The following is a 25,516-nucleotide window of genomic DNA, read 5'->3' as shown; positions in this document are numbered from 1 at the left end:
GACGAGTTCGGCCTCCACGATCAGCCCGACGGCGACGACGACGACGACACACACGACGCCGCCTACCCGGCCGACGTCGGCGACTTCGGCCCCGTTCCCGAGGCCGCGCCCGAACCTCCGCCCAGGCCCCCCGATCCTCAGCCGGAGCCCTACATCCCCCCCTGGGAAAAGCTCCGCCCCGGCCAGATCATGCGCGACAGCGGCTGGTAGAAGCCCCAACCCCCCCGGCGCCCCCGGGGGACCGCACCCCCACGCCCCCGTCATCCCGCGGCTCGTCCGCGGGACCCATGCCTCCACCGGCTGTGAGCCCGCCGACCTCGCAGGCCCCCTGCCGCGCCCCCCGATCGCCCCGCAGCCGCCGGCATGGATCCCGCGGACAAGCCGCGGGATGACGGCGCGGGGGGATCCCCCAAGCGACCGAGCACCCTTCAGGTCCTCCCCCGCAGGGGGAGGGGGACCGCCGAAGGCGGTGGAGGGGGGCTATCCCCAACGCCCAAGACCCCCTCTCGCTTTGCGAGCTCCCCCAGAGGGGGAGCATCATCCCCCAGATCCTCCCCCCTCGGGGGAGGTCCGGCGGCGCATCGCGCCGGCGGGGAGGGGGCAGCCGGCAGGGCCTCCGCCCAACAGCCTCCTCCCCCCGCGCTACTTCTTCCTGGCGAGCGGGTGGCGGGTCTGGACCACCTCGCGGAGGCGGTCCGAGGCCACGTGGGTGTAGATCTGCGTGGTGGCGATGTCGGCATGGCCGAGCAGCTTCTGGACGATCCGCAGGTCGGCGCCGCCTTCCAGCAGGTGGGTGGCGAAGGCATGCCGCAGCACGTGCGGGCTCACGCGTTCGGGGTCTATTCCGGCGCCCGCCGCCGCCTCGTCCAGCACCTGCGCGAAGCGGCGCGGCGTCAGCCGGCCGGCGCGGCCGCGTGACGGGAACAGCCAGGGGTTCGTCCTCTCCCCCTTGGGCACGAAGCGCCAGCGTTCGCTGAGATAGGCCCGGACCGCCGCGCGCGCCTTGTCGTTCAGCGGCGCGAGCCGCTCCTTGCCGCCCTTGCCCTTCACGATGAGGTAGGAGGGGTCCCGCGCCAGCGCCGCGAGCGGCAGCGCCGTCAGCTCCGAGATCCGCAGGCCCGAAGCGTAGGCGAGCTCCACCATGCAGCCGAACCGCAGCCCCTGGGCGCCGTCGCGGGCGGACGCGGCGGCGATCAGCCGGTCCATCTCCTCGCGCGTGAGCACCTTCGGCAACGGCCGCCCCTTCTTCGGCGCCTCGACGCGGCGGGAGGGATCGTCGTCGCGCCAGCCTTCGCCCAGCACGAAGCGGTAGAACTGGCGCACCGCCGCCCGCCGCCGCGCCGCCGTCGCCGGCGATAGCCCGCGCGCGCCCAACGCGGCGAAATAGGCCTCCACGTCCTCGGCGGTCGCGGCCGCCAGGCCCGGGCCGCGCGCCGTGAGATAGGCGCCGGCGTCGGCGAGGTCGCGGGCGTAGGCCGAAAGCGTGTTGCGCGCCGCCGCGCGCTCCACGGCCATCATCTCGAGGAAGGCGTCGACCCAGTCGGCCCCTCTGCCGCTCATTTCAGCGCCGCCAACCCTTCCAGGACGAACAGGCGTGCGTCGTCGGCCAGGCCCGCGCGGGCCAGGGTCCGCACGATGCGGGCGCGGTCGGCTGTCGCGGGCCCGGCGGCGCCGGCGTCCGCGCAGGTCCACAGCGCCAGCAGCGCCGCCTCGCCGGCGCGCCGGGTGTCCGACGCCGCCTCCAGCGCCTGGTTGCGGCCCGCGGGCGCCTTGCCCTCCGGCACGGCGAACCCGGCCAGCTTCGCCCGGTCGGCGCCGGGCAGGTCGTTGGCCAGCGAGGACACCAGCAGCGCCGCCGCCTGCAGGCGCGCGCGGGTCTTGGGGTCCGCGGCCTCGGCCGCCGCGGCGATCAGGGCCGAGACGCCGGCCTCCGGAGGCAGTCCCGCCCGGACCGCGGCGGCCAGGCCGCCGATCTCGGCGTCGATCGTCGTGGTGTCGAAGCCCGGCGCGGGCGGCGCCTCGCCGCCGGCCAGCGCCGCCGCCACCGCCGGCGCGGGCTTGGCCGCCGCCAGGTCGAGGTTCAGCGCCCGCGAGAGCGCCAGGTCGAGCCCGTTCCGCGCCGAGGCCGCGCCCGGCGGCGTGCCCGCGATCCGCGCCGACATCAGCCGGCCGTAGACGGCGTCCCGCGCCTGGGTCTGGGCGAGCTCGAAGGTCAGCTGGGCCTGCGGCGCCTGGCCCGCTTCCAGCTGGCAGAAGGCCCGCAGCCGTATCCAGTAGATGTCGCCGCGGTTCGTCGCGAGGCGCTCGGCGACGCCGCACGCCCGCGCCGTGTCGCCGGAAAGCAGCGCGGTCTCGGCCGCGGCCCGCGCCAGTTCGGCGTTGCGGTCGACGCCGGGCGCCCGGTCGAGGATCCGCGTCGCGGCGCCCACGTCGCCCAGGGCGATGAGGGCCGTGGCTCTCTGCCCGGCCAGGGCCTCGTCGCCGGCCGAGCCGTCCGGCCCCTTGGCGCCCGTGGCGAGCACGCGGCGCGCGAGATGGGCCGCGGCCGGCGACAGCGGCTTGGCGGCGAGCTGCGGCAGCACGGCGCGCGCGGTGTCGATGGGCGTTCCGGCCCAGAGGTCCGCGGGCAGCCCCGTGTCGCGGCCGGGGGTCGAGAAGGCGTCCGGCGCGGCGAGCTGGACCACCTCCACCTGCGCCGCGGCGGGCCCTGCGAGGGCGGCGGCGAACAGGGCGGGAAGGACGAAGCGCAACATGGACGGCATCCTAGCCACGACCCCGGATTGGCGCGAGCACACAGGCTCGTGTAAAGGCTCTCCCGTTCATGGACCGCTACGAACCTCTGCGCCGCCGGACCATCGCTCTCGTGGGCCTGATGGGCGTGGGCAAGTCGAGTGTCGGGCGCCGGCTCGCCACCGCGCTGGGGCTGCCGTTCCGCGACGCCGACTCCGAGGTCGAGGCCGCCGCCGGCCGCTCGATCCCCGAGATCTTCGCCCAGCTCGGCGAACCCGCCTTCCGCGATGGAGAACGCCGGGTGATCGCCCGCCTGCTCGAAGGGCCGCCGCATGTCCTCGCCACCGGCGGCGGCGCGTTCATGAGCCCCGAGACCCGCGGGCTCATCAAGGACAAGGCCGTGTCGATCTGGCTCAAGACCGACCTCGAGGTCCTCGCCCGGCGCGTGGGCCGCAAGGACAATCGGCCGCTGATCGCCGGCAAGGATCCGCTGGAGGTCCTGAAGGCCCAGGCCGAGGCGCGGTATCCGGTCTACGCCGAGGCCGACATCACGGTGGAGACCGGCGACGCGGCGCATCACATCACCGTGGGCCAGGTGATCCAGGCGCTGCAGGCGCACCTGGGCGAGACCGCCCGATGAGCCGCACCATCCCCGTCGGCCTGGGCGAGCGCGCGTACGACGTGCTCGTGGGCTCGGGCCTGCTGGACGACGCCGGCCGCCGCATCGCGCCCTTCGCCCGGCGAGGCCGGACCGCGGTGGTCAGCGACGAGACCGTCTGGGCGCTGCACGGCCAAAGGCTCACGGCCGGACTGGCCGCCGGCGGCGTCGAGGCCCTGCCCGTGGTCGTGCCCCCGGGCGAGCAGACCAAGAGCTTCGAGGGCCTGGCCGACCTCATGGAGCGCCTGCTGGCGCTGGAGCTCGACCGTGGCGACATCGTCACCGCCTTCGGCGGCGGCGTGGTGGGCGACCTCGCGGGCTTCGCCGCGGCGATCTACAAGCGCGGCGTCGACTTCGTGCAGATCCCGACCACGCTCCTCGCGCAGGTGGATTCCTCGGTCGGCGGCAAGACCGCCATCGACACGCCCCGCGGCAAGAACCTCGTCGGCGCCTTCCACCAGCCGCGCCTGGTGCTCGCCGACCTTTCCGTGCTGGAGACGCTGCCGGACCGGGAGATGCGGGCCGGCTACGCCGAGGTGATCAAGTACGGCCTCCTGGGCGATCTCGCCTTCTTCGAATGGCTCGAGGCGCACGCCGCCGAGGTGCTCGCCCGCGAACCGTCGGCGCTGTCCCACGCGGTCGCGCGGTCGATCGAGATGAAGGCCGAGATCGTCGCCGCGGACGAGCGCGAACAGGGCTGCCGCGCGCTGCTCAACCTCGGCCACACGTTCGCCCATGCCCTCGAGGCCGAGACCGGATACGGCGAGGCGCTGCTGCACGGCGAAGCCGTGGGGGTCGGCATGGCGCTGGCCTTCCGCTTCTCCGCCGCCCAGGGCCTGGCGACCGGCCAGGACGCCGGGCGCGCCGCCGCGGCCATCGGCGCCTCAGGCCTGCCGACGACGCTCGACGCCGTCCCGGGGCATCCGTTCGACGCCGGCCGGCTGGTGGCCCACATGGCGCAGGACAAGAAGGCCGAGGCCGGGCGCCTGACCTTCATCCTCGCCCGCGGGCTTGGGGATGCGTTCGTCGCCAAGGACGTGGACGCGGACGTGGTCCGCGCCTTCCTGGCCGCTGAAGGAGCTCTCGCGTGATCTGGGCGGTCCTTGGGGCGCTCGCGCCGTCCCTGCTGATCCTGCTCACCCTGGCGGCGCTGGTGTCGGCGGCGGAAACGTCGATGACCGCCGCCAGCCGCGGCCGGCTGCACCAGCTGGAACGCGAAGGCGACGCCGCCGCGCGGCGGGTCAATCGCCTGATCGGCAACCAGGAGACCATGATCGGGGCGATCCTGCTCTCCAACAACGTCCTGAACATCGGGGCCTCGGCCCTGACCACGGCTGTGCTGACATCGCTGTTCCCGCCCGGCTCGGCCCTGGGCCCGCTGATCTCCACGGCCATCATGACGGTGCTGGTGGTCATCTTCGGCGAGATCCTGCCCAAGACCATCGCCATCGCCCGCGCGGACGACGTCGCGCGGACGCTGTCGATCCCGACCACCTGGCTGGTGCGCATCTTCGGCCCCCTGGCCGACGGCGCGCAGTGGATCGTGCGCCAGACGCTGCGGCCGTTCGGGATCAAGCTGGACGCCGGCGCCGACGTGCTCGCCGCCCACGAGGAGATCCGCGGCGCGGTCGAGTACCACCACTCGGAAGGGCTCGTGGAGACCCGCGACCGCTACATGCTGGGCGGCGTGCTCGACCTGGGCGAGATGGACGTCTCGGAGGTGATGATCCACCGCCGGTCCATGGCCACGCTCGACGGCGCCCTGCCCGCGCGCGACCTCCTGCGCGCCGCCCTCGACGCCAACCACACGCGCCTGCCGGTCTACCGCGACGAGCCGGACAACATCGTGGGCGTCCTGCACCTGAAGGACCTGCTGGCCGCGCTCGCCGACGCCGAGGGCGACATCGGCGCCGTCGACGTGTCGGCCATCCTGCGCGAGCCCTGGTACATCCCCGAGACCACAACGCTGAAGGACCAGCTCGCCGCCTTCCTGAAGCGCCAGGTCCACTTCGCGCTGGTGGTCGACGAGTACGGCGCGCTGCAGGGCCTCGTCACGCTCGAGGACATCCTCGAGGAGATCGTGGGCGAGATCGAGGACGAGCACGACGTCGTGGCGCGCGGCGTGAAGCCCTTGGCGGACGGCGGCGTCCTGGTCGAGGGCGCGGTCACCATCCGCGACCTCAACCGCGCCATGAACTGGAACCTGCCCGACGACGAGGCGGTGACGGTGGCCGGGCTCCTCATCCACGAGGCCGAGGCGATCCCCGAGGTCGGCCAGGCCTTCACGTTCCATCGCCATCGCTTCCGGGTCGAGGCTCGCAAGGGCGCGCGCATCACCTCGCTGAAGGTCGAGCCGCTGCCCCCGCTCGAGGACGACGAGGAGTAGCGCCCCGCCCGGAACGACGAAGACCCCCTTCCCGAGGGAAAGGGGGTCCCGTCTCGGCGGCCGTCCCGGATCGGGGCCTAGAAGTTCAGGTTCGCGCCGACGAAGAAGAACCGGCCGCGGTTGTCGTACTGCGAGGCGCCCAGCCCCGTGCCGTTGTAGGTCTCAGGCAGGCCCGGGGGCTCGCGGTCGAACAGGTTGATGACGCCCGCCCGGAAGACGATGTCGTCGTTCATCCGGTAGGTGGCCCGCAGGTCGTGCCGGAAGTAGTCGCCCGTGTAGTACGGGTCGAGCTGGTTCGGCTGGAACGCGTTGTTGGCGATCATCGAGTCGATCCAGAGCGTGTTCCAGGTCACCGACACCTTGCCGTAGGTCCAGCGGGCGGTGGCGTTCACCTTCCACTCGGCCAGCGCGTTGTTGATCGAGTTGGCGAGCTGGGTGAACGCCTGGCCCGGCAGGCCCTGCAGGTGGAAGCGGTACATCCAGGTGGCGTCCAGGCGCAGGGCGACGTCGCCGTAGTCCTGCCCCATCAGATCCTCGGTGCGGAAGCCGTACGACACCGCGTAGTCCCAGCCCTCGACCTTCACGCTGGCGACGTTCTGGTTGATGAGGAAGACCTCGGTGACCCCGCCGACCACGCCGGTGTTCACGCCGGTCGGGTCCCGCACGATCTGGGCGCAGAACGGGTTCGAGGCGATCGGCTGCGTGGAGTCGTAGCAGAGACCCTGGAACAGCGTGTTGATCGGCACCGTGCCCACCTGCTGGGTCACGTTGTACTTGAAGAAGTCCGCCGAGATCTGGAGGTTCGGGACCCAGCGCGGCTGGATCACGACGCCGTACTGGTAGGTGTGCGCCGTTTCCGGACCGAGGTCCGGATTGCCGCCCACGGTGAGCGGCAGCGACGGCCGGCCGGTCCCGAAGTTCGACTGGAAGGTGGCCGAGTTCCACCCGGGGATCGCCGCCGCGCAGGTGACGCGGCGCGCCGCCTGCTGGGCCGCGGTCGCCCCCGCGAACACCGCCGCGTCGCACGGGTCGGTGGCTGCGGTCGTGAAGTTCCGGCTCTGCGGCGCGAAGAGCTCGACGATGTTCGGCGCACGCACCGCGGTGCTCTGCGAGCCGCGCAACCGGATGTCCTCGATCGGCGCCCACTCCAGGTGGATGCGGTACTGGTCGGCGCCGCCGATCGTCGAATAGTCCGAAACGCGCCCGGCCAGCTCCAGCGTCAGCTCCTCTGCGAACGGAACGTCCTTCAGGAGCGGGATGCGGATCTCGCCGTAGGCCTCCTTCACGTCGTACTCGCCCTCGCGCGTGCCGATGGCGTTGATGAACAGCGCGGCGGAGGCGCCGAGCGCGTCCTGGGCGAAGCGGCTCTTCTCCTTGCGGTACTCGGCGCCGAAGGCCACGCCCACCGGCCCGGCCGGAAGTTCGAACAGGCTGGTGGTGAAGTTCAGGCCGGCGACCGTCTGCGAGACGTCCTGGTCCGTGGCCGAGTTGGCGTTCGACCACAGGATCGCCTCGCGCGACGGGCCGTTGATCAGGTCCCAGGGCGCGCAGCCGGCCGCGCGGGCCGCCGCGTCGCGGCAAACCACCTGCCCGTTGAGCAGGACCGCGTCGACCGCCTGCTGGACGCGCGCCAGGTTCGGGACGTTGTACGAGGTCGTCTTGCCGGCCAGGTCGGAGTACTGGACGTAGGCGTCCCAGTTCACCTGGCGGCCGAAGGTCTCGAACTCGCCCTCCATGCCGCCGGCGATGCGGATCTGCTCGCGCTCGGTCTTCACGTCGCGCCAGCCGAACTCCTCCCAGATCTTGCCGACGTTGACGGCGCTCGCCTGGGTGAGCGTCAGGCCCGCGCCCCGCTGGGCAAACGGCAGCGGCTGTCCGTTCGGGCCGTTCACGGGCCCCGTCCACACCGCGCGCAGCGCCGCGGCCGTGGCGCCGGGACCGTTCAGGTAGGCGTTGTCGCCCCGCATGACGATGGGCATCGTCCCGCCGCCGCTGGCGTTGGAGAACGCCGGCACGAAGTAGCCGTAGCCGGAGACCTTCACGTAGCTCGCGTCGACGAAGGCCTTCCAGGTGTCGGTGATCTGGTAGTCCACATAGGTCCGCAGGACGGCGCGGTTCGCCTTGCCCTGCAGGGCCGTGTACAGCTGGCTGTAGACGAGGGACTCGTCCTGGCAGGTGGGCAGGACCACCCCGGTCGCGCAGGCCGGCGACAGGCGAACCAGCGAGGCGCCGTTGTCGCGCAGGTCACGGCTGACGGCGAGGCCGCCGACCACCGTGTCGGTCGAGGTGACGTTGGAATTGCGCAGCTGGAAGGTCGCGAACGGCGACAGGTTCGTGCGCGAGTTCGGGACGACGTTCTGGGTCGTGACGCCGGCCGCGTTGTTGCGGCGCACGCCCGGGAAGGCGAAGTCGCGGTCGCGGGCCATGATCTTGTCGATGCTGGCGTACTCGCCGCCCACAAGCACGTTGAGACGGTCGTCGAAGTACTTGGAGCCCCAGTTGAAGCCGACGCGGAGCTCCTCGCCGTCGCCCTCCTGGGCGATGCCGCCCTGGACGTCGAGCTCGAGCCCGCGCTGCTCCTTCTTCATGATGAAGTTCACGACGCCGGCGATGGCCTCCGAGCCGTAGACCGCCGAGGCGCCGCCCGCGATGGTCTCGACCCGCTCGATCATCAGCGAGGGGATCGTGTTCAGGTCGACCGCGGGCGACGAAGCGTCCGAGAACGGCAGGCGGCGGCCGTCCATCAGCACCAGCGTCCGCTGGGCGCCCAGGCCGCGGATGTCGGCGCGGGTCTGGCCGGCCAGGAACAGCGTCGCCGAGGTGGTCTGGGCGTTCTGGTTGGGGTTCAGGCTGGGCTGCTCCATCAGCACGTCGCCCACCGACACCTGCCCGGCCTCCCGGATCGTCTCGGCCGTGACGACCGAGAGCGGCTGCGGCGCGTTGAAGGTGTCGCGCCGGATGCGCGAGCCGGTGACCACGATCTCGCCGACCTCCGTGCCCGCCTCGGCGGTCTGGGCGACGGCCGCGCCGAACGGCGCCGCGGCCGAGAGGGCCCCGGCGAAAAGGGTGGTGGCCAGCAGGCGCTGGCGAATGGAATAGGCCATGGAACTCCGGTCCCCTGTTGCCCCGGCGGTCGCGCCGCGGGAGGTGCGTGCTGCTGTCAGCGGACATGTCGGGACGCACGCGTGCTGCGGCGCCCCATGCCGCTGCCTGCGTTTCCTCTAGGGAGGCCCCGGCCGGGGGATTAGGGAGATCGCCTCACCCATTGCATGAATAACATTCAGGCAGGGCGCGCCGCCGGACGCGTGAGCCTGCAATCATGCTTTTGTCTTTGCAGGGTTTTCGCTGGCCGCCGCGGCTTCGCCATTCGGCGCCGGGATTCCGTTGCGCGACGGTCACGCACCGATGCGACCGGTCGATCCGGCGCGTTGTGTGGCGCCCACGCCACGAGAATGACGCAAGACGCGCGACGAACGGCGGCGTGGGGCCGGCCGGAAGCGCTGGACGACCCGGGTCCAACCTACCGGCGCCGCGTAAGGCGGGTCGCCGGTGACCGGCTGGCCTCTCAGCCCTCGCGGAAGTAGGGCTCCACCGGCCCCTGGAGCTTCACCGTCAGGGGGTTGCCGTGGCGGTCCTTGGACGCGCCCACGGCGAGCCGGACCCAGCCCTCGCTGACGCAGTATTCCTCGACGTTCGTCTTGTCCTGCCCCTTGAAGCGCACGCCCACGTTCCGCTGCAGCACCGCCTCGTCGTAGTAGGGGCTGCGGGGATCGACGCTCAGCCGGTCGGGAAGGGTCGGAGGGGTCTCGTCGCTCATGGCGGCGAGGTAGACCGCCGGACGTCACAAGTCGAGCCCTCAGCGGGCGGCGGCCGCCTTGGCGAGCGTCGTCTCGAGGGACGCCTTGAGCTTCGCCATCACCTCGGGGGTCAAGGCGCGCCCGTGGTCGGGATCCATCGCCAGTCCCTCGATGCTGACGCCTGCGAAGATGGTCGCCACCTCCGGGTCCCTCATCCGCTCGGAGAGGCTGGGAAAGTGCCGATCGAGCCAGGCCAGGGTGACCGGGTCTTCCATCAACTGCTCGATAGGCGTGTCCAGGGTGTAGGCCGCCGCCGGCCGGGCGGGCGTCTGCGCCGCGGCCGGCGCGGCGAGCGCCAGCGCCGCGACGGGGCCCAAGAGACGGTGCAGCAACGTCGTCCTCATGCCCCGCACTCTGCCGCAACCGCCTCGGTCCACGATTGCGTCGTCCGTTTCAGCGGCGCCATCAACCCAGCGCCTGTGACCGCCGACCGTCACGAGCGCCACGATTGCCCCGACGTTCCATGGCGATCGCCGCAGCGGCGCCAGTTCCGCTGGACGGGAGATTGCCAAGCGGCCGGGTTCCCTGTTCAACCCCGCCATGAAGTTGCTCACCGCCGCCCTCGCGGCCGCCCTCGTCGTCGCCGCCCCCCTCAGCCCCGCCATAGCCGAACGCCTTCCCCCGCTCAGGGTCTTCGAAAGTCCCGACATCTCGGGCCCGCGCGCCCGCGGCGTGAAGCTGTCGCCGGACGGCAAGGCGGTCACCTACATCAAGACCCGCGCCGACGACCTCACCATCTCAGACCTGTGGATCGCCGACGTGGCAGGCGGCGAGCCACGGATGCTGCTCGACGGTCGCAAGCTCGCGCCCCCTGCCCGCGAGCTCTCCGAGGCCGAGAAGGCGCGCCGCGAACGGGCCGGCGTCGCCACGCGGGGCGTGGTCGACTACGCCTGGGACGACCAGGCCCGGATGATCCTGGCCCCTGTCGAAGGCGACCTCTGGGTCTACGACATCGCCGCGGGCCAGGCCCGCCAGCTCACGCGCTCGGCCGCCGACGAGATCGACGCGAAGGTGTCGGCGAAGGGCGGCTTCGTCTCGTTTGTCCGCGACGACAACCTCTACATCGTCCCGGCCTCGGGCGGTCCCGAACGCGCGGTGACCGAGGGCGGGACCGAGCTCAAGAGCTGGGGCACGGCCGAGTTCATCGCCCAGGAGGAGATGGATCGATCGACCGGCTACTGGTGGAGCCCCGACGATCGGGCCATCGCCGTTGCCTTCGTCGACCAGACGGGCGTCGACGTCGTCCCACGGCCCGAGGTGAACGCTACCGGCGCCCAGGTCGTCGCCCAACGCTATCCCCGCGCCGGACGGCCGAACGCCCGCGTGGACCTCTTCGTCCAGCCCCTGGCGGGACCCCGGGTGAAGGTGGACCTCGGGCCGGACGCCGACATCTATCTCGCCCGTGTCGCCTGGGCCAAGGACGGCAGGACGCTCTACGTCCAGCGCCAGAGCCGCGACCAGCGCCGCCTCGACATCCTGGCCGTGGACCCGGCCACCGGCGCCTCGAAGGTCATCCTCTCCGAGACCAGCCCCCACTGGGTCGACCTGACCAACGACTTCCGGCCGCTCAGGGACGGGAACTTCCTCTGGTCCTCGGAGCGGTCGGGCTGGCTGCACCTCTACCTTCACGGCCCCGACGGCCGCCTGATCCGCCAGGTCACGCAGGGCGACTGGGCGGTGGAGAAGATCGAAGGCGTGGACGAGGCCACGGGCCGGGTGCTTTTCCTCGGCCGGAAGGACAATCCGACCGAGAACCGGCTGTACGCCGTCTCGTACCGGACCCCGGGCCCGCCGAAGGCTCTGACGCCCGGCGGCGGCGTGTGGGTCGTGGCCGTCGCCGAGAAGGGCGGCGCCTTCGTCGGGACCTACGAGGATCCGAAGACGCCTCCGCAGACCGCGCTCTACCGCGCCGACGGCGTGCGGGTGCGGTGGATCGAGGAGAACGCCCTGAAGGCGGGCCACCCGTTCTGGCCGTACGCCGAACGCCTGCGCGAACCGCAGTTCGGGACGATCAAGGCCGCCGACGGCCAGGACCTGTGGTGGTCGCTGCGCACGCCGCCGGGGTTCGACCCCTCGAAGCGGCACCCGGTGATCGTGCAGGTCTACGGCGGGCCCGGGTCGGCCCGGGTGCAGAAGACCTGGCACTCGCCCGAGGATCAGATCCTGCTGGACGCCGGCTACATCCTGTTCCGGCTCGACAACCGCGGCACGCCCAACCGTTCGGTGGCCTTCAAGACCGCCATCGACCGGCGACTCGGCCAGCTGGAGGTCGACGACCAGATCGCGGGCGCCCGCTACCTGCAGTCCCTGCCCTTCGTCGACCCGGACCGGATCGGCGTCACCGGCTGGTCCTACGGCGGCTACATGACGCTGCTGATGCTCACCGCGCCGGACAGCCCCTTCCGGGCCGGAGTGGCGGGCGCCCCGGTCACGGACTGGGCGCTGTACGACACCCACTACACCGAGCGCTTCATGGGAACCCCCGCGGAGAACGCCGCCGGCTACGCGGCCACCGAGCTCACGTCGCGGGCCTCTAAGCTGAAGCCGGGCGCCGTCCTGATCGTCCACGGCATGGCCGACGACAACGTCACGTTCGACCACACGACCCGGCTGCTGTTCGCGCTGCAGGCGGCGGGGACGCCCTTCGAGACCATGGTCTATCCGGGGCTTCGCCACCGCGGCGGGTGGACGCCGATGAACCGGATGCACCGGGCGGTCCAGACGCTCGACTTCTTCGACCGCAAGCTCAGGACGCCCGGCCGGGACTAGCGTTCCGCGAACGCTGCTTCGCGGACCGAGCGTTGCGGCGTACCCTGCCGGCCATGGCTGGTGACACGCAGGGCGGGGCGGACGAGGCAGCCCTCGCCGATCTGGCGGCGCTGCTCCGCACGACGGAAGGCGAGGCGTACGACCTGACGCGCCTGGAGCCGGAATCCACGCCGCTGTTCAACCTCGACAGCATCGCGGCGGCCGTGGTGGACAGCCACGGCGAGACGAGCTTCGCGACGCCGGCGTTCATCGGCATGGAGGGCCCGGCGTGCGTGGACGCCGAGATCGTCCGCCGCGTGCTGCACAGCGACGCCACCGTCTCGGCGCCGGTGGCGCTCGCGGGCGCGGAGGAAAGCGCCGTCTTCCTGTACGGGCGAGCCGAGCGGGCCACGGGCTGGCGGCTGCCGCCCGGCGTGCACGAGGCCGCGGTCGCGCGCCCAGGCCAGGTGGTCGTGCTGACCAGCCACGCCGCACACGTGACCCCGCCGCTGGAGGCCGCCTGCCGCGCCCACGGGCTGAACGGCCTGCAGACCCGCGTGGTGACCGAGATCGTCCGGACCGGGGGCGTGCGGCCCGCCGCCGCGGCGGCCGGCGTCTCCTACAACACCGCGCGCGAGGCGCTCGCCGAGGCGCTGGCGCGCGCGGGGGTGCGACGGCTGCCTGCCCTGGTGACGCAGCTGATGTCGCTGGCGTTCGGGGTCCTGCCCGACGCCGACGCCAGCGAGGTGCTAGGCGACCTGTGGGGTCTCACGCCGAGGCAGGCGGCGATCGCCGGGCTGGTGGCGGGGGGTGCGTCGCGCAAGACGGCGGCCGCGGTGCTGTCGGTCAGCGAGGCCGTGGTCCGGAAGGACCTGGAGCGCGTCCACCTGATGCTGCAGGTGTCCACGGCCAGCGCGCTCTCGCGCAAGGTCGTGGAAGCCCGGGCGCTGCGCTGGCTGACCGAAGCCACGGGCGGCCAGATCGGCTTCGCGGACACCGCCGAGCCGCTGCTGCTGGTTCGCCGTCCCGACGGGCGGCGGATCGCGGTGAGCGACTACGGGCCCTCGTCCGGCCGGCCCGTGCTGGTGGTCCACTCGAGCACCACCACCCGTGTGGTGGCCCGCGGCCTGCTGCGCGCCCTGCATGCCGAGGGCTACCGGCCCATCGCCATCGACCGTCCCGGCTTCGGCCTCACCGACGAGATCGCCGGGCTGGAGGCCGGCGCGCACGACCCCTTCGCGGCGGCGACGGACGATGTCGTCCGGGTGCTCGACCACCTGCGGATCGACCGGACCGACCTGGTCGCCCGGGGCGCCGCGCAGTTCGTCCTGGCCCTGCACCAGGCGGCGCCGGGCCGGCTGGGCCGGGTGGTGCTGGTGAACCCGGACCCGCACATGGCCGCGAGCGGCCGCGGCGTGGGCGGCGTCAACCTTACCAAGCAGGCGTTCCAGCGGAACCCGGCGGTGATCCGCCTCCTGGCCGGACCGCTCACGCGCGGGGTCACGGCCGAGGGGTTCATCCGCCGGCTGCAGCGGGACGTCTGCGGGAGTCCGCCGGACGAGGCCGCCCTGCAGGACCCCGAGCTGACCCGCGACTACTTCCGCGCGGTCCGGACCTTCGCCACGGGCCGCCACGCCGGAATCATCAACGAGCAGGTCGCCTTCGCCCGCGGGACCCGGCCGCCGACCGTTCGGGGCACGAAGGGGTGGACGGTCCTGGTGGGGGCTCACGACTTCATGCACGACCCCCAGCGGGTGGCGGCCTACTGGCGCGACGTCCTGCCGGATGCGGAGTTGCGCGTGATCGCCGACGCCGGCCGCTTCCTCGCGCTCAGCCATCCGCACCACGTGCTGGCCGCGCTGCGCCGGGAACCGCCGGCGGGGTCTTGACCTCCTTACCGTCAAGCGGGCCGTGATGGCGCGAACACTCCACGAGGAAGCCCCATGGCCAGCTACGAGACCCTGATCCTGGACGTCGAAGACGGGATCGCCACGATGACGCTGAACCGGCCCGACAAGCTGAACGCCTTCAACACCCAGATGATGAAGGACATGATCGCGGCGTTCGACGAGACCGACGCCAACGACGCGGTGCGCGCGGTGATCGTGACGGGCGCCGGGCGGGCGTTCTGCGCCGGGGCCGACCTGTCGGCCGGCGGCGAGACGTTCAACTACGATGCGCGTTCGCCCCAGGACCAGGCGGCGCGCGCGGGCGCGGGCGGCGTGAACCGCGACGGCGGCGGCCTGCTCACCCTGCGGATCTTCGAGAGCCTCAAGCCGGTGATCTCGGCCTGCAACGGCCCGGCCGTGGGCGTGGGCGTCACCATGCAGTGCGCGATGGACATCCGCCTGGCGAGCGAGAACGCCCGCTACGGCTTCGTGTTCGCCCGCCGGGGGCTGAACCCCGAGGCGGCGTCGTCGTGGTTCCTGCCCCATCTGGTGGGCGTCCAGACGGCCCTGGAGTGGTGCTACACCGGCCGCATCTTCCCGGCCTCGGAAGCGCACGAGAAGGGCTTCGTCCGCTCCATCCACGCGCCCGACGACCTGCTGCCCGCCGCCCGCGCCATCGCCCGCGAGATCGCCGACAACACGGCCCCCGTGTCCGTGGCCATCACCCGGCAGCTGATCTGGCGCATGGCCGGCGCCGCGCACCCGATGGACGCGCACCGGGCCGACAGCCGCGGGATCCAGGCGCGGGGCAAGTCGGGCGACGCGCGCGAAGGGGTCACCTCGTTCCTCGAGAAGCGGCCGCCGCAGTATCCCGACAAGGTGTCGAAGGACCTGCCGGACATCTGGGATCACTGGAGCCGGCCCACGTTCAGCTGATCGGGATGTCCCGGCCCGGCGTCGGGGTCCGCGGACCCCGACGGAAGGCTATGTCTCTCCGTCTGCGGGTGTAGGTACAACGCATCCGCTTACTGGACCTGGGGTTACGGTTGTTGGCCCCACGGCGCTCTTCTGTTCTGACGACAGGAGAGTGCGGGTGTTCTCTATTTCACGGTTGTATCGAGCTTTCGATGCCGATAATGACGGCGCAATCATTTGTGAATCACGCGCCGTCGTCTCTTGGCGTGAAAGCAGTGGAATCAAAGAAATGGATGAGAAGACGGACGTCATCGAAATGACGGCGGATATTGTTTCCGCCTACGTGGGCAACAACACTGTCGCCGCGGGCGACCTTCCCGGTCTGATCCAGAGCGTTCACCGCGCGCTGGCCGGCGTGTCCTCGGGCGCCGAGACTGTCGAGGCCGCGCCGAAGGAACCGGCCGTGCCGATCCGCCGCTCGATCACGCCGGACTATCTCGTCTGCCTGGAGGACGGCCGCAAGTTCAAGTCGCTGAAGCGCCACCTGCGGACGAAGTACAACATGAGCCCCGAGGAATACCGGGCGAAGTGGGGGCTGGCGAAGGACTACCCGATGGTGGCCCCGAACTATGCCAAGGCCCGCTCCGACCTGGCCAAGCAGATGGGCCTGGGGCAAGGCGGCCGGCAGGCGCCGAAGCGCAAGCGCTAGACCGCACTGCCCGATCGCAAGATCCGACGCCCGCCGGCCACACCGGCGGGCGTTTTTGCGCGCCGTTAACCACTTTCAGCTTGCCGCCGATTCGCGGGTCAGCGATTGTGATTCGCCATGAATCCAAAAGATTACCGGCGTATCTGAACATGGCGGCGCAGATCGGACCCCCGACGGCGGCGATCCGGGCTCACGAGGAGCTCTTCGCCTACTGGTGCTCGCTGAAGGCCGATGCGCCGGCGCCGCCGCGGCGGAAGATCGACCCGGCGGGGATGAAGCGGCTCCTGCCGACCGTCAGCCTCATCGAGACCCCGCGCGTCACCGGCCAGGACTATCGGGTCCGCCTGGCGGGGACGGGCCTCTACAGCGTCTACGGCCGCGAGATCACCGGGCGGTCGTTCTCCGAGGTCTACAATTCCGCGGCCGCCGACTACTGGCGCAGCGAACTCGACAAGGTGGTCAGCGAGCGCAAGCCCGGCGTGGGCGTCCACAGCCTGTCGTGGCGGGGCGCCTCGCACCTGTCGATCATCTGGATCCGCCTGCCGCTCGCCACCGAGGGCGAGGACGTGGGCATGATCCTGGGCTACGACGCCGTCGTGGGCCTGCCCGCGGGCGCCGCCGCCCCCACGGGAATCCGCCCGGCGGCCTGACCCGAACGCCGCCTCAGGCCACCGTGGCCGTGAGCGGCGAGGGCCGGTTCTCGGCCTTCCAGCGCTTCTCGTCCTCGGTGTCCGGCGCGGGCGGGCGCATGCCGTTGATGGACCAGAGCTCGAAGCTGGTCTCGTCGATGTGGAACTCCCAATCGAAGCCGCGGTCACCGATGTGCGGCGCGAGGGCCGCGATGACGTGGTTCATCCACCGCGTACGGGCCTCCGCGTTCGGCAGCGTGCGGGCGATGTGGTCGACCCAGATCCGCACGAAGTTTGTGGCCGGCTCGCCGCCCAGGTAGAAGTCGTCGGCGGGGACGGCCTGGAACACCACGCCCACATAGAAGCGGGGCAGCCGGGGCGCGTAGAGCTCGGTGATGGTCTTCGACATCGCCTGTTTCTGCTCGGCCGTGAAGGCGTCTTCGGGATGGTAGATCTTCCACAGCGGCACGGTCGTCTCCTGGTGTCGGGGTTGTTATGATGATAATCATCATTATAATTCGCGACCGTCAAGACGGAGGTCGAGGCTTTGAGGATCAGCAAGGCGCAGGCGCAGGCGAACCGCGACCGGGTGCTGGCGGCGGCGGCGGAGATGTTCCGCGCGCGCGGCTTCGAAGGCGTCAGCGTCGGCGAGCTGATGAGCGCCGCCGGCTTCACCCACGGCGGCTTCTACAACCACTTCGGCTCCAAGGAGGCGCTGGCCGCCGAGGCGCTCTCGGCAGCCTGGACGCAGATGGAGGCCGAGCGCGCGCGGGCGGCGGACCTGGCGCAGCTGCTGGACGGCTACCTTTCGCCCGCGGCCCGCGGGGCGCCCGGGCGCAGCTGCCCGGCCGCAGCGCTGGCCGGCGAGGTCTCGCGCGGGCCGCCAGCCGTCCGGGCCGCCTTCGCCGAGGGCCTGGAACGGATGATCGCCGAGGTCGAAGGCGGCCTGTCCGGCGAATCAGCCGAGCGCCGCTCGCGGGCCGTGGCGCTGGTTTCCGGCATGGTCGGCGCCCTGATGCTCTCCCGGGCGGTCCCCGAGGCGAGCCCGCTGGCCGACGAACTGCTCGCCGCCACCCGGCGGGAGGCGAAACGGGCTCTCCTGTGACGCGAAGCTGTGGCTCTGCGGCCTCATGACAAAAATGCAGAGCGGCGATGCGAACTCACCGATCCTTAATCGCGTTCGGCGATGCTATCAGAAGCTTGTCCACACGGACGGCCCCGCTCCCCACGGGGTTCCTCCCCAGACTGAAGGCAAACTACGATGAGCGTCGTGCAGATCCGGAGCCTGGTCGATCGGATCGCCCCAGCCGTGCTGCTGACGGCGATGTTCGGCCTGGTGTGCGGGTTCGCCGCGATCGGCATGGTGGGCGTGGCCTGACAGGCCTCGCCAATCCGGCCCCGGCGGGCCTCACTCGCAAGCGGTCAAGGGCTCCATCCGGGGCCCTTTTTCGTTGGCGCCGCCGGCCTCGCTACCTGTCGCGCGGATGAACGGACGGCTCCGGGGCCGTTCAGGGCGCGGGCTCTAGGATGGGTCAACTTCTCAAGGAGACCTGCCATGACCAACAAGATTGCAAAGGCCGCGATGGCCCTGACCGTGGCCGGCGCCGTCGCCCTTCCCGCGACCCAGGCCGCCGCCGGCTCGAAGACCGAAGGCGCGCTGATCGGCGCCCTCATCGGCGGCGTCGCCGGCGCCGCCATCGGCGACGGCAAGGGCGAAGCCGTGGCGCTGGGCGCCGTGGCCGGCGCCGCGCTCGGCGCGGCGGCCAGCGACAATGACCGCCGCCACTACCGCTCGGGTTATCGCTACCGCACGACCCAGCCCTACTACGCCCGCGACAGCCGCTACCGCAGCTACGACCGGGGCTACTACGGCTCCTCGTACCGGGGCGACCGCTACGACGGCTACCGTCGCGGCTACAACGACCGCGGCTACTACTACGGCCGCTGACGCCGGGAAGAGGGCCCTTCGGGGCCCTCTTCTTGTCGGTGCGCGAAGGCGGCGCGGCGCGCCGCCCCGAGCGTTCATGCGCAAACGCATAGCCGTCAGGCAAAATCGCTGATCTGTACAGCGTTCAGATGGTGGTATCTAAACAGTGTCCAGACGGACAGCCCGCTCCCCCGGGCCTCGACCCAGAGCTGATGGAGACCGCCATGACCTTCTCTCGCATCGAAACCGCCTTCGACCGCATCGCGCCCGCCTTCCTGATGGCGCTCGGCCTGATCGCGGCCTTCGCGACCGCTGGCGTCGGCGTCTGAGCCGCACGCCAACCCTCGCGACGGATCAGGGCCCTTCGGGGCCCTTTTTCGTGTCTCCTACTCCGGCGGATCGCGCCGGTGCTCCCGGTACCAGGCCAGCTGCTCGCTCGTGGCCAGGAGCTTGCCGTCGCGCCGCCAGTAGCTCGACCGCTCGTCCGAAGCGCCGCCCGCGCCCACCCGGCCCTCGCATTCCACCAGGATGAAGTCGTGTCCCACCTCGGCGACCTCCTCGGCCGTGCCGTGCAGGTAGACCGTCAGCGAGAGCGTGGTCGTCATCACCGTGGGGCCCAGGGCGTAGAAGGCGCGCGGGGCGGAGTTGTCGGTGATCATGCCCAGGATCGCCTTGTCGAGCGGACCGCGGCGCGAACGCACCCACGCCAGCGTGCGGGAATCCCCGGTGGCCTTGGGCGGGAAGGTGTCGAGGCTGCGCCGTTCGAGCGCCTGGGCGCCGAAGTGCTGCGACGCGGCGGCGTAGACCGGACTGGGCAGGCTCTCGGGATCCGGCGCCTCGGGCATGGCGGCGAAGGCGAAGGGCGGGGTCTGCGGCCGGCGGGCCAGCGTGACGATGGCGTGCACGCCCACCTCCTCCGAGCCGGCGGGCAGGAGCTCCACCTCCCACACGCCGATCGAGCCGCCCTGGCGCAGACGGCGCGTCCGGATGTCGAGTTCGCCGGCCGGCAGGGCCGCCGCATAGGTGAGCGTCAGCGACAGCGCCTCGCCGCGCGCCTCCGGCTCGGCCTCCATCACGCGGATGCAGAGCCCGATGGCGTAGCCGCCCCACAGGCCGCCGCCCGGATTGCGCCACTCCGGGCCGGCGTGCGTGCGCCATCGGCCCGGCCCCACGGCGGTCAGCGGCATGTCCAGGGTGTCTGCGCGCGTGCTCATGCGGGCTCTCTACACACGCCGCCCCGGGTCACGGAAGCCGCATCCGCGGCCGCGCGCATCCAAGGTCAAGCTGGCGCCGTACTTGCTTTGGGAGAGCTTGTCCGGGGTCCTCTTTGTCCTTTTGGGCGAAATTCGCCCCCGGATTGTCCTTGGTTGCGGCGAACGTCGCCGCCTCTAAAGGTCAAGCTTGGTGATCCATGCCGCGGGCGTCCGCGGCGATCGGGGAGCGGTAAATGCGCGGCCACGGCCTCGCCGGGACGGAACTGCAAGGCCCTCGCGCTGCGGGCGGCCACGGCCGTTCCACGCCTGCGAAGGCGAGGCACAATGTCGCGCAACGGCCGCGCTTAACGACTTCTAGGCGAATTTACGGCATCTCTACCGTGAGCGGTGCGCCGGGGGAGGCGATGTCGCGTCCCGATTGGAAGTCTCCTAGCGCCGAACCGTGTCCCGTTCCGAACCAAATGCCCGCCCCGGCCGCCTGTGGGAGGATCCCATGACGGTCGCGATGGACGGCGGCCCGCGCGGCCGCGTCGGCGTGGGCGCCGCCCTCCTCACCTGGCTGTGGCCTGAACCCAAGGCGCATCGCGACGCGCGGGCCGGCTGGCTCGGCTCGAGCGCGCTGCTGTCCTGGCTCTGGCCCAGCGCCCTGCATGACGAACCCTACGGCCGCCGCCATGGCATGATGGCCACTCTCTTCGGGTGGGCCTGGCCGGGCGCGCTGGATCGGGGCTTCAAGCGCTGGTGGCACTTCTCCTGGGCCTGGAGCTGGGCCTGGCCTGGCAAGGTCCTGGGCCCGGACGGCGAGATCTGCCCGCTGGCCCCCTGGCACCCGGCGCTCCGCCCCGAGGTCTGCCCCGGCGAGACATGGCAGCACAAGCTCCGCCGGCACGGGCCGGTGATGTTCATGATGTTCTCGGCGACGGCCATCGCGGCGCCGACGCTGATGGAAGGCAACCAGACGCTGGACGGCGGCCGGCTCAGCCTGTTCCGCAGCGACGGCGCGGGCGGCGACCAACCGACGACCGGCGGCGGCCCGACGGTCGAGCCCGGGGCAGGCCCGGGCGGTGATGGCGGCCCCCTGACCATCCTGGACGCCAGCGGCCTCTCGGGCGGCGGCGGATCGACTTCGACTCCGAGCGGCGACTCGACGCCTGGCGACAACAGCTTCGGCGGCGGCGATCCGCCCTCCGACGAGGGCGGCGGCGGCCAGCCCGGGGGCGACCCGCCCTCCGGCGACCAACCTCCCGGCGACCAGCCTCCTGGCGATGGCGGCCTCCCGGTTGTGGAGGACCCCGACGGCGACCTGAACCCCGGCCTGCCCACGGGCGGCGGTGGCGGCGGCGGTGGCGGTGGCGCCGGTGGCGGTGGAGTTGGCGGCGGTGGTGGCGCTGGCGGCGGTACGGGTGGCGGCACGGGCGGCGGCGTACCGACGGGCGGCGAAGATCCCTTCACCCCGACGAATCCGCTTCCGCCCGGCGTGGACCCGCCCGGTCCGCTTCCGCCTCCGAACGCACCGACTCCTCCGACCCTGCCGACGCCTCCGGGCGGCGGCGGCCTGACGGTGCTGGTTCCGCAGGAATTCGGCGGCGGTGGCGGCGGTGGCGGCGGCGGCGGTGGCGGTGGTCCCGGCGGCGGCGGCACGAGCGGCGATCCCGGCGGCGACCCGCGGCTCCAGAATCCGGGCGCCGTGCCCGAACCCGGCACGTGGGCCCTGATGATCATCGGCTTCGGCGCGGTGGGCTACGCCATCCGGCGCCGGCGCATCGTGGCGCGCGTTTCCTAAGCGCGCCGCACGAGGGCGCGGACGCCACCCACATCCAGGACCTGTCCTTCGTCCCGGCGCCCAGTTCGCCGGGCTCAGTAGCGTTCGTAGCCATAGCGCGGCGGCGGCGTGTAGGACCGCGGCGCGGGGTACGGATACGCCGGTCGCGGCGGATACCAGCGGCTGTCCTCCTCCTCCGCGGCGCGGGCCGCCTCGTAGGCGCGCCGGCGCTCGTCCTCGTAGGCGCGCTGACGAGCCTCCTGGTACGCGCGCTCGGCGGCCTGGGCTTCGGCGCGGCGCTGGCGATCGGCCGCCTCCTCCACCTGTCGGCGCTGGGCCTCGGCCGCGGCCTTCTGCGCCTCCACCGCGGCGAGCTGGGCTTCGCTTAGCGCCCGGGCGCGCGCCTCGGCGTCGGCGCGCTCGCGCGCCGACCGTTCGGCGGCCAGCCGCTCGCGATGCCGCGCGGCCGTCTGCGCGCCGCAGACCTTCAGGTCGACGAGTCCCTGTTCGGAGCCGCTGAGCGACGCGGTCAGCGGCTCGTCCGCGAGCCATGCGATCCCCAGCACCCCGCCGCGCCGGATCGCCGCTTCGGTCTCCTCTGAGAGGATCAGTTCGCCGGCGCTGCCGGTTCCCCGGAGCATGAGGTTGGAGAAGCGCTGCCGATCGATCCGGATGGGCAGGAAGGCTCGGGCCGGGAGGTCTTCCTTGAAGAAGGCAAGGCTGGTGACCTGGCCGTCCGAAGCCAGGGTCACGGGGGTCACCGCCCCGGAACTCCCCACGAGCTCGAGGTCCACGCGGCAGCCGGCCTCGGTCGGCGTCACCACCCATGGCAACGCGGCCACGCGGGCGGGCGCCTTGGGCGGGGCGGCATGGAGTGGACCGGAAAGGAGCGCAGCAGCCACCGCGCCCCCGATGATCGACCTGATCACGCGAAGGCTCCTAGACTGACACGCGAGGCGGAGAATACGGCCGGCGGTCGCAGATCGCTAGTGGGCGCCGGACGGCAGGTGATAGACCTCGTGCACGACATGTTGGGAGGCACAACCATGATCCGTAAGGCATTCGCTTCCGCCCTCGCGGCGGCCGCGCTCGGCGCGGCGGGCGGCGCCTGGGCCGCCGACGCGCCCGCGAACATCGCTGCGGCCCTGGCCGACGCGAACCGCCCCGCGGCCGACAAGGCGCGTGACGCCGCACGCAAGCCGGGCGAACTGCTCGCCTGGGCCGGCGTGAAACCCGGCCAGCAGGTGGCCGACCTGATCATGGGCGGCGGCTACTTCACCCGCATCCTGTCGGTCGCGGTCGGCCCGAACGGCCGCGTCTACGCCTATCAGCCCGACGAGTTCATCCGCTTCCAGGCCAGCTACGGCGAGGACCAGAAGAAGGTGGCGGGCGCCTACGCGAACATCACCGCGGTGAACGGGACCCTGGGCGGGCTCGACCTGCCTGACGGGCTGGACATGGTGCTGACGGTCCAGAACTACCACGACCTGCACCTGACGCCGTTCCCGAAGGACACGGCCTCCAAGGTCAACGCCGAGGTCTTCAAGTCGCTCAAGCCCGGCGGGACCTACGTGATCGTCGACCACGTGGCGCCCGCGGGCTCGGGGCTGGAGCCGCCGATGAAGACGCACCGGATCGACCCGGCCATCGTGAAGCAGGAGGTCGAGGCCGCCGGCTTCAGGCTGGAGGCGCAGAGCCCGATGCTGAAACTCGAGTCCGACCCCCACACCACGAACGTCTTCGACGCCTCGATCCGCGGGAAGACGGATCAGTTCGTGATGAAGTTCCGCAAGCCGAAGTAGGCCGCGGCGGCCTCCCCTGCGATGCGGGGGAGGCGATGCGCATCGCCGCGCCGCTTGACGCCCGCAACGTCAACGCCCCTCACTCGCCGTCGAAGCGCGGGCCCTCCAGACCCGCCCGACGGGAGTGACCACGTCCATGCATCCGGCGACCCACGCCAAGACCGACCCCGACCGCGCCGCCTACATCATGGCGGGGTCCGGCGAGACGGTGACCTACCGCCAGCTCGACGAGCGTTCGAACCAGGGCGCGCACCTGTTCCGCTCGCTGGGCCTCAAGCCCGGCGACGTGATCGCCATCTTCCTGGAGAACCACCCGCGCTACTACGAGATCGCCTGGGCAGCGCAGCGCAGCGGGCTCTACTACACCTGCATCTCCTCCAAGCTGACGGCGGGCGAGGTCGAGTACATCGTCGGCGACTGCGGCGCGCAGGTGCTGATCACCTCGGCCGGCGTGGGCTCCGTGGTCGACGAGCTCCCGGGCGTGCTGCCGAAGTCGGTGAAGCTCTTCATGTGCAACCCTGCGCGGGCCCCCTACGAGAGCTGGGAGACCGCCACGGCCGCCTTTCCCACCACGCCGATCGCCGACCAGATCGCCGGATCGGACATGCTCTATTCGTCGGGCACCACCGGCCGGCCCAAGGGGATCAAGCCGCCGCTCACCGGCCTCGCCATCGACGAGACGCCCGGCATGGGCCAGATCGCCCAGATGCTGTTCGGCTTCCCGGAGAAGCCGATCTACCTGTCGCCGGCGCCGCTCTACCACGCCGCCCCGCTGCGCTGGACCATGGGCGTCCACCGCTCGGGCGGAACGGTCGTGGTGATGGAGAAGTTCGACCCCGAACAGGCCCTGGCGCTCATCGAGAAGTACCGGTGCGACTGCGGCCAGTTCGTCCCCACGCACTTCGTGCGCATGCTGAAGCTGCCCGAGGAGGTGCGGGCCAGGTACGACGTCTCGTCCATGAAGTCGGCGGTGCACGCCGCCGCGCCCTGCCCCGTGCCCGTGAAGGAGCAGATGATCGCCTGGTGGGGCGATGCGATCTACGAGTACTACGCCGGCACCGAGGGCAACGGCTTCTGCTACATCACCGCCCAGGACTGGCTGGCCCACAAGGGCTCGGTCGGCCGCGCGGTGATCGGCGAGCTGCGCATCTGCGGCGAGGACGGCGAGGCGCTGCCGCCCCGCACCGAGGGCGTGGTCCACTTCGCCAACGGCCCGCCGCTCAGCTACCACAACGCGCCCGAGAAGGTGGCCGAGAACACCAACAAGCACGGCTGGACGACGCTGGGCGACGTGGGCTGGGTGGACGAGGAGGGCTTTCTCTACCTGACCGACCGCAAGAGCTTCATGATCATCTCGGGCGGGGTGAACATCTACCCGCAGGAGATCGAGAACCTGCTGATCGGCCATCCCAAGGTCGCCGACGTCGCCGTCGTGGGCGCGCCGCACGAGGAGATGGGCGAGCAGGTGGTGGCGGTGATCCAGCCGGCGAACTGGGCCGACGCGGGCGACGCCCTGCGCGACGAGCTGATGGCCTTCGCCCGCCAGCACCTCAGCCACGTGAAGGCGCCGCGCAAGCTCGACTTCATGGAGGAGCTCCCGCGCCATCCCACCGGCAAGCTCTACAAGCGCCTGATCCGCGACGCCTACTGGGGCAAGGAAGGATCCAGGATCGTCTAGGACGCGCCTGCCGCTGTCCTTGTCATCCCGGTTTCGCCGCCGGCGAGACCGGGGCGACCGTGGCGTTTGCGCCGCGTCCGCCTTGCCGCGCGGCCGTCAGATGCTAGAGCCAGACCCCTGAAGCCATACGAAGGAGCAACCACGAATGAACCCGGTCGAGATCAAGGACCTGCCCGGACTGGTGGGCCAGGAGGTGGGCGTGTCGGACTGGGTCACGATCGACCAGGACCGCGTCAACAAGTTCGCCGAGGCCACCGGCGACCACCAGTGGATCCACGTGGACGTCGAGCGCGCCACCAAGGAGATCGGCGGGCCCATCGCCCACGGCTACCTGACGCTGTCGCTGATCCCGATGCTGGGCGCCGGCATGCTGCCGGTGAAGGGCGTGACCCGCGGCATCAACTACGGCTCGGACAAGGTGCGCTTCACCAACATGGTCCGGGTCGGCAAGCGCGTGCGCATGCGCCAGAAGCTGATCGGCGCCGAGCCCAAGGCCGGCGGCATGCAGATCAAGAACGAGTGCACCATCGAGATCGAGGGCGAGGAGCGCCCGGCCTGCGTGGCTGAGACGATCTCGGTCCTGTACGGCGGCTGACGCCCGGCGAGGCCGCG

22 protein-coding genes and 1 pseudogene are annotated in these 25,516 nt (G+C 71.7%); 15 read left to right on the top strand and 8 right to left on the bottom strand.

Features of this window, described 5'->3' with window-relative positions:
- On the top strand, positions 1–210 hold a 210-nt coding region (locus AC2D8W_RS07665; RefSeq protein ID WP_484671044.1), incomplete at its 5' end, for a hypothetical protein.
- A gap of 432 nt (positions 211–642) precedes the next feature.
- On the opposite strand, the gene AC2D8W_RS07660 is transcribed toward AC2D8W_RS07665, so the two are convergent.
- A complete protein-coding gene (locus tag AC2D8W_RS07660) occupies positions 643–1,560 on the bottom strand; it encodes a site-specific tyrosine recombinase XerD (protein WP_484671043.1) in 918 nt (305 codons plus the stop codon).
- On the bottom strand, positions 1,557–2,753 hold the full coding sequence (locus AC2D8W_RS07655; RefSeq protein WP_484671042.1) for a hypothetical protein: 1,197 nt from the start codon (positions 2,751–2,753) through the stop codon (positions 1,557–1,559). The genes AC2D8W_RS07660 and AC2D8W_RS07655 overlap by 4 nt, the downstream gene beginning before the upstream one ends.
- Positions 2,754–2,821: 68 nt before the next feature.
- On the opposite strand from AC2D8W_RS07655, the gene AC2D8W_RS07650 reads away from it, so the two are divergent.
- Genes AC2D8W_RS07650 through AC2D8W_RS07640 form a run of 3 tightly spaced genes read left to right on the top strand, consistent with a single transcriptional unit; the run spans position 2,822 to position 5,774 of the window.
- A complete protein-coding gene (locus tag AC2D8W_RS07650) occupies positions 2,822–3,370 on the top strand; it encodes a shikimate kinase (protein WP_484671041.1) in 549 nt (182 codons plus the stop codon).
- On the top strand, positions 3,367–4,479 hold the full coding sequence (gene aroB, locus AC2D8W_RS07645; RefSeq protein ID WP_484671040.1) for a 3-dehydroquinate synthase: 1,113 nt from the start codon (positions 3,367–3,369) through the stop codon (positions 4,477–4,479). Before AC2D8W_RS07650 ends, aroB begins: the two co-directional genes overlap by 4 nt.
- The gene (locus AC2D8W_RS07640) at positions 4,476–5,774 is read left to right on the top strand and encodes an HlyC/CorC family transporter (RefSeq protein WP_293481812.1); all 1,299 of its coding nucleotides are present in this window, start codon (positions 4,476–4,478) and stop codon (positions 5,772–5,774) included. The genes aroB and AC2D8W_RS07640 overlap by 4 nt, the downstream gene beginning before the upstream one ends.
- A gap of 77 nt (positions 5,775–5,851) precedes the next feature.
- Here the strand turns inward: AC2D8W_RS07640 and AC2D8W_RS07635 are convergent, their stop codons facing one another.
- From AC2D8W_RS07635 to AC2D8W_RS07625, 3 genes are all read right to left on the bottom strand, one after another.
- The gene (locus AC2D8W_RS07635) at positions 5,852–8,878 is read right to left on the bottom strand and encodes a TonB-dependent receptor plug domain-containing protein (protein ID WP_484671039.1); all 3,027 of its coding nucleotides are present in this window, start codon (positions 8,876–8,878) and stop codon (positions 5,852–5,854) included.
- Positions 8,879–9,339: 461 nt separating this feature from the next.
- A complete protein-coding gene (locus AC2D8W_RS07630; protein ID WP_484671038.1) occupies positions 9,340–9,591 on the bottom strand; it encodes a DUF3297 family protein in 252 nt (83 codons plus the stop codon).
- Between the two features lie 39 nt (positions 9,592–9,630).
- Positions 9,631–9,975, bottom strand: coding sequence for a hypothetical protein (locus tag AC2D8W_RS07625; RefSeq protein ID WP_484671037.1), 345 nt, complete (start codon positions 9,973–9,975; stop codon positions 9,631–9,633).
- Positions 9,976–10,171: 196 nt separating this feature from the next.
- On the opposite strand from AC2D8W_RS07625, the gene AC2D8W_RS07620 reads away from it, so the two are divergent.
- The 5 genes from AC2D8W_RS07620 (at position 10,172) to mopJ (ending at position 16,542) form a co-directional block, all read left to right on the top strand.
- Positions 10,172–12,400 (top strand): S9 family peptidase, encoded by a 2,229-nt coding sequence (locus AC2D8W_RS07620; protein ID WP_484671036.1) that lies wholly within the window; start codon positions 10,172–10,174, stop codon positions 12,398–12,400.
- 53 nt (positions 12,401–12,453) lie between these two features.
- The gene (locus AC2D8W_RS07615; RefSeq protein WP_484671035.1) at positions 12,454–14,268 is read left to right on the top strand and encodes an alpha/beta fold hydrolase; all 1,815 of its coding nucleotides are present in this window, start codon (positions 12,454–12,456) and stop codon (positions 14,266–14,268) included.
- A gap of 54 nt (positions 14,269–14,322) precedes the next feature.
- Complete coding sequence (locus tag AC2D8W_RS07610) at positions 14,323–15,204, top strand: crotonase/enoyl-CoA hydratase family protein (RefSeq protein ID WP_484671034.1); 882 nt, start codon at positions 14,323–14,325, stop codon at positions 15,202–15,204.
- A gap of 268 nt (positions 15,205–15,472) precedes the next feature.
- Positions 15,473–15,892, top strand: coding sequence for a Ros/MucR family transcriptional regulator (locus AC2D8W_RS07605; protein ID WP_293481826.1), 420 nt, complete (start codon positions 15,473–15,475; stop codon positions 15,890–15,892).
- 149 nt (positions 15,893–16,041) lie between these two features.
- Entirely contained in the window at positions 16,042–16,542 is a 501-nt protein-coding gene (gene mopJ, locus AC2D8W_RS07600; RefSeq protein ID WP_293481828.1) for a motility/cell cycle regulatory protein MopJ, read from the top strand.
- Positions 16,543–16,555: 13 nt separating this feature from the next.
- Here the strand turns inward: mopJ and AC2D8W_RS07595 are convergent, their stop codons facing one another.
- On the bottom strand, positions 16,556–16,990 hold the full coding sequence (locus tag AC2D8W_RS07595; RefSeq protein WP_484671033.1) for a tautomerase family protein: 435 nt from the start codon (positions 16,988–16,990) through the stop codon (positions 16,556–16,558).
- A gap of 78 nt (positions 16,991–17,068) precedes the next feature.
- On the opposite strand from AC2D8W_RS07595, the gene AC2D8W_RS07590 reads away from it, so the two are divergent.
- Both AC2D8W_RS07590 and AC2D8W_RS07585 read left to right on the top strand, forming a co-directional pair.
- Positions 17,069–17,626 carry a TetR/AcrR family transcriptional regulator gene (locus tag AC2D8W_RS07590; RefSeq protein WP_484671032.1) on the top strand — a complete coding sequence of 186 codons (558 nt, stop codon included), beginning with the start codon at positions 17,069–17,071 and terminating at the stop codon, positions 17,624–17,626.
- Positions 17,627–18,076: 450 nt separating this feature from the next.
- Positions 18,077–18,469, top strand: coding sequence for a glycine zipper 2TM domain-containing protein (locus AC2D8W_RS07585; protein WP_293481834.1), 393 nt, complete (start codon positions 18,077–18,079; stop codon positions 18,467–18,469).
- Between the two features lie 365 nt (positions 18,470–18,834).
- On the opposite strand, the gene AC2D8W_RS07580 is transcribed toward AC2D8W_RS07585, so the two are convergent.
- The gene (locus AC2D8W_RS07580; RefSeq protein WP_484671031.1) at positions 18,835–19,662 is read right to left on the bottom strand and encodes an acyl-CoA thioesterase; all 828 of its coding nucleotides are present in this window, start codon (positions 19,660–19,662) and stop codon (positions 18,835–18,837) included.
- Between the two features lie 1,681 nt (positions 19,663–21,343).
- On the opposite strand from AC2D8W_RS07580, the pseudogene AC2D8W_RS07575 reads away from it, so the two are divergent.
- Positions 21,344–21,445 (top strand): annotated as a pseudogene (locus AC2D8W_RS07575) (PEPxxWA-CTERM sorting domain-containing protein); the annotation flags it as partial.
- 74 nt (positions 21,446–21,519) lie between these two features.
- Here the strand turns inward: AC2D8W_RS07575 and AC2D8W_RS07570 are convergent.
- Positions 21,520–22,353 (bottom strand): hypothetical protein, encoded by an 834-nt coding sequence (locus AC2D8W_RS07570; RefSeq protein WP_484671030.1) that lies wholly within the window; start codon positions 22,351–22,353, stop codon positions 21,520–21,522.
- Between the two features lie 117 nt (positions 22,354–22,470).
- On the opposite strand from AC2D8W_RS07570, the gene AC2D8W_RS07565 reads away from it, so the two are divergent.
- The 3 genes from AC2D8W_RS07565 (at position 22,471) to AC2D8W_RS07555 (ending at position 25,499) form a co-directional block, all read left to right on the top strand.
- Entirely contained in the window at positions 22,471–23,226 is a 756-nt protein-coding gene (locus AC2D8W_RS07565; RefSeq protein ID WP_484671029.1) for a class I SAM-dependent methyltransferase, read from the top strand.
- A 136-nt stretch (positions 23,227–23,362) separates the two neighbouring features.
- A complete protein-coding gene (locus tag AC2D8W_RS07560; RefSeq protein ID WP_484671028.1) occupies positions 23,363–24,904 on the top strand; it encodes an acyl-CoA synthetase in 1,542 nt (513 codons plus the stop codon).
- Positions 24,905–25,049: 145 nt separating this feature from the next.
- Positions 25,050–25,499, top strand: coding sequence for a MaoC family dehydratase (locus tag AC2D8W_RS07555; RefSeq protein ID WP_484671027.1), 450 nt, complete (start codon positions 25,050–25,052; stop codon positions 25,497–25,499).
- Positions 25,500–25,516: the final 17 nt, after the last annotated feature.

The organism is Phenylobacterium sp. T106 (assembly GCF_057219735.1).
The sequence above is the reverse complement of the archived record's forward strand: the minus strand, read 5'-3'. Positions and strand labels throughout refer to the sequence as shown.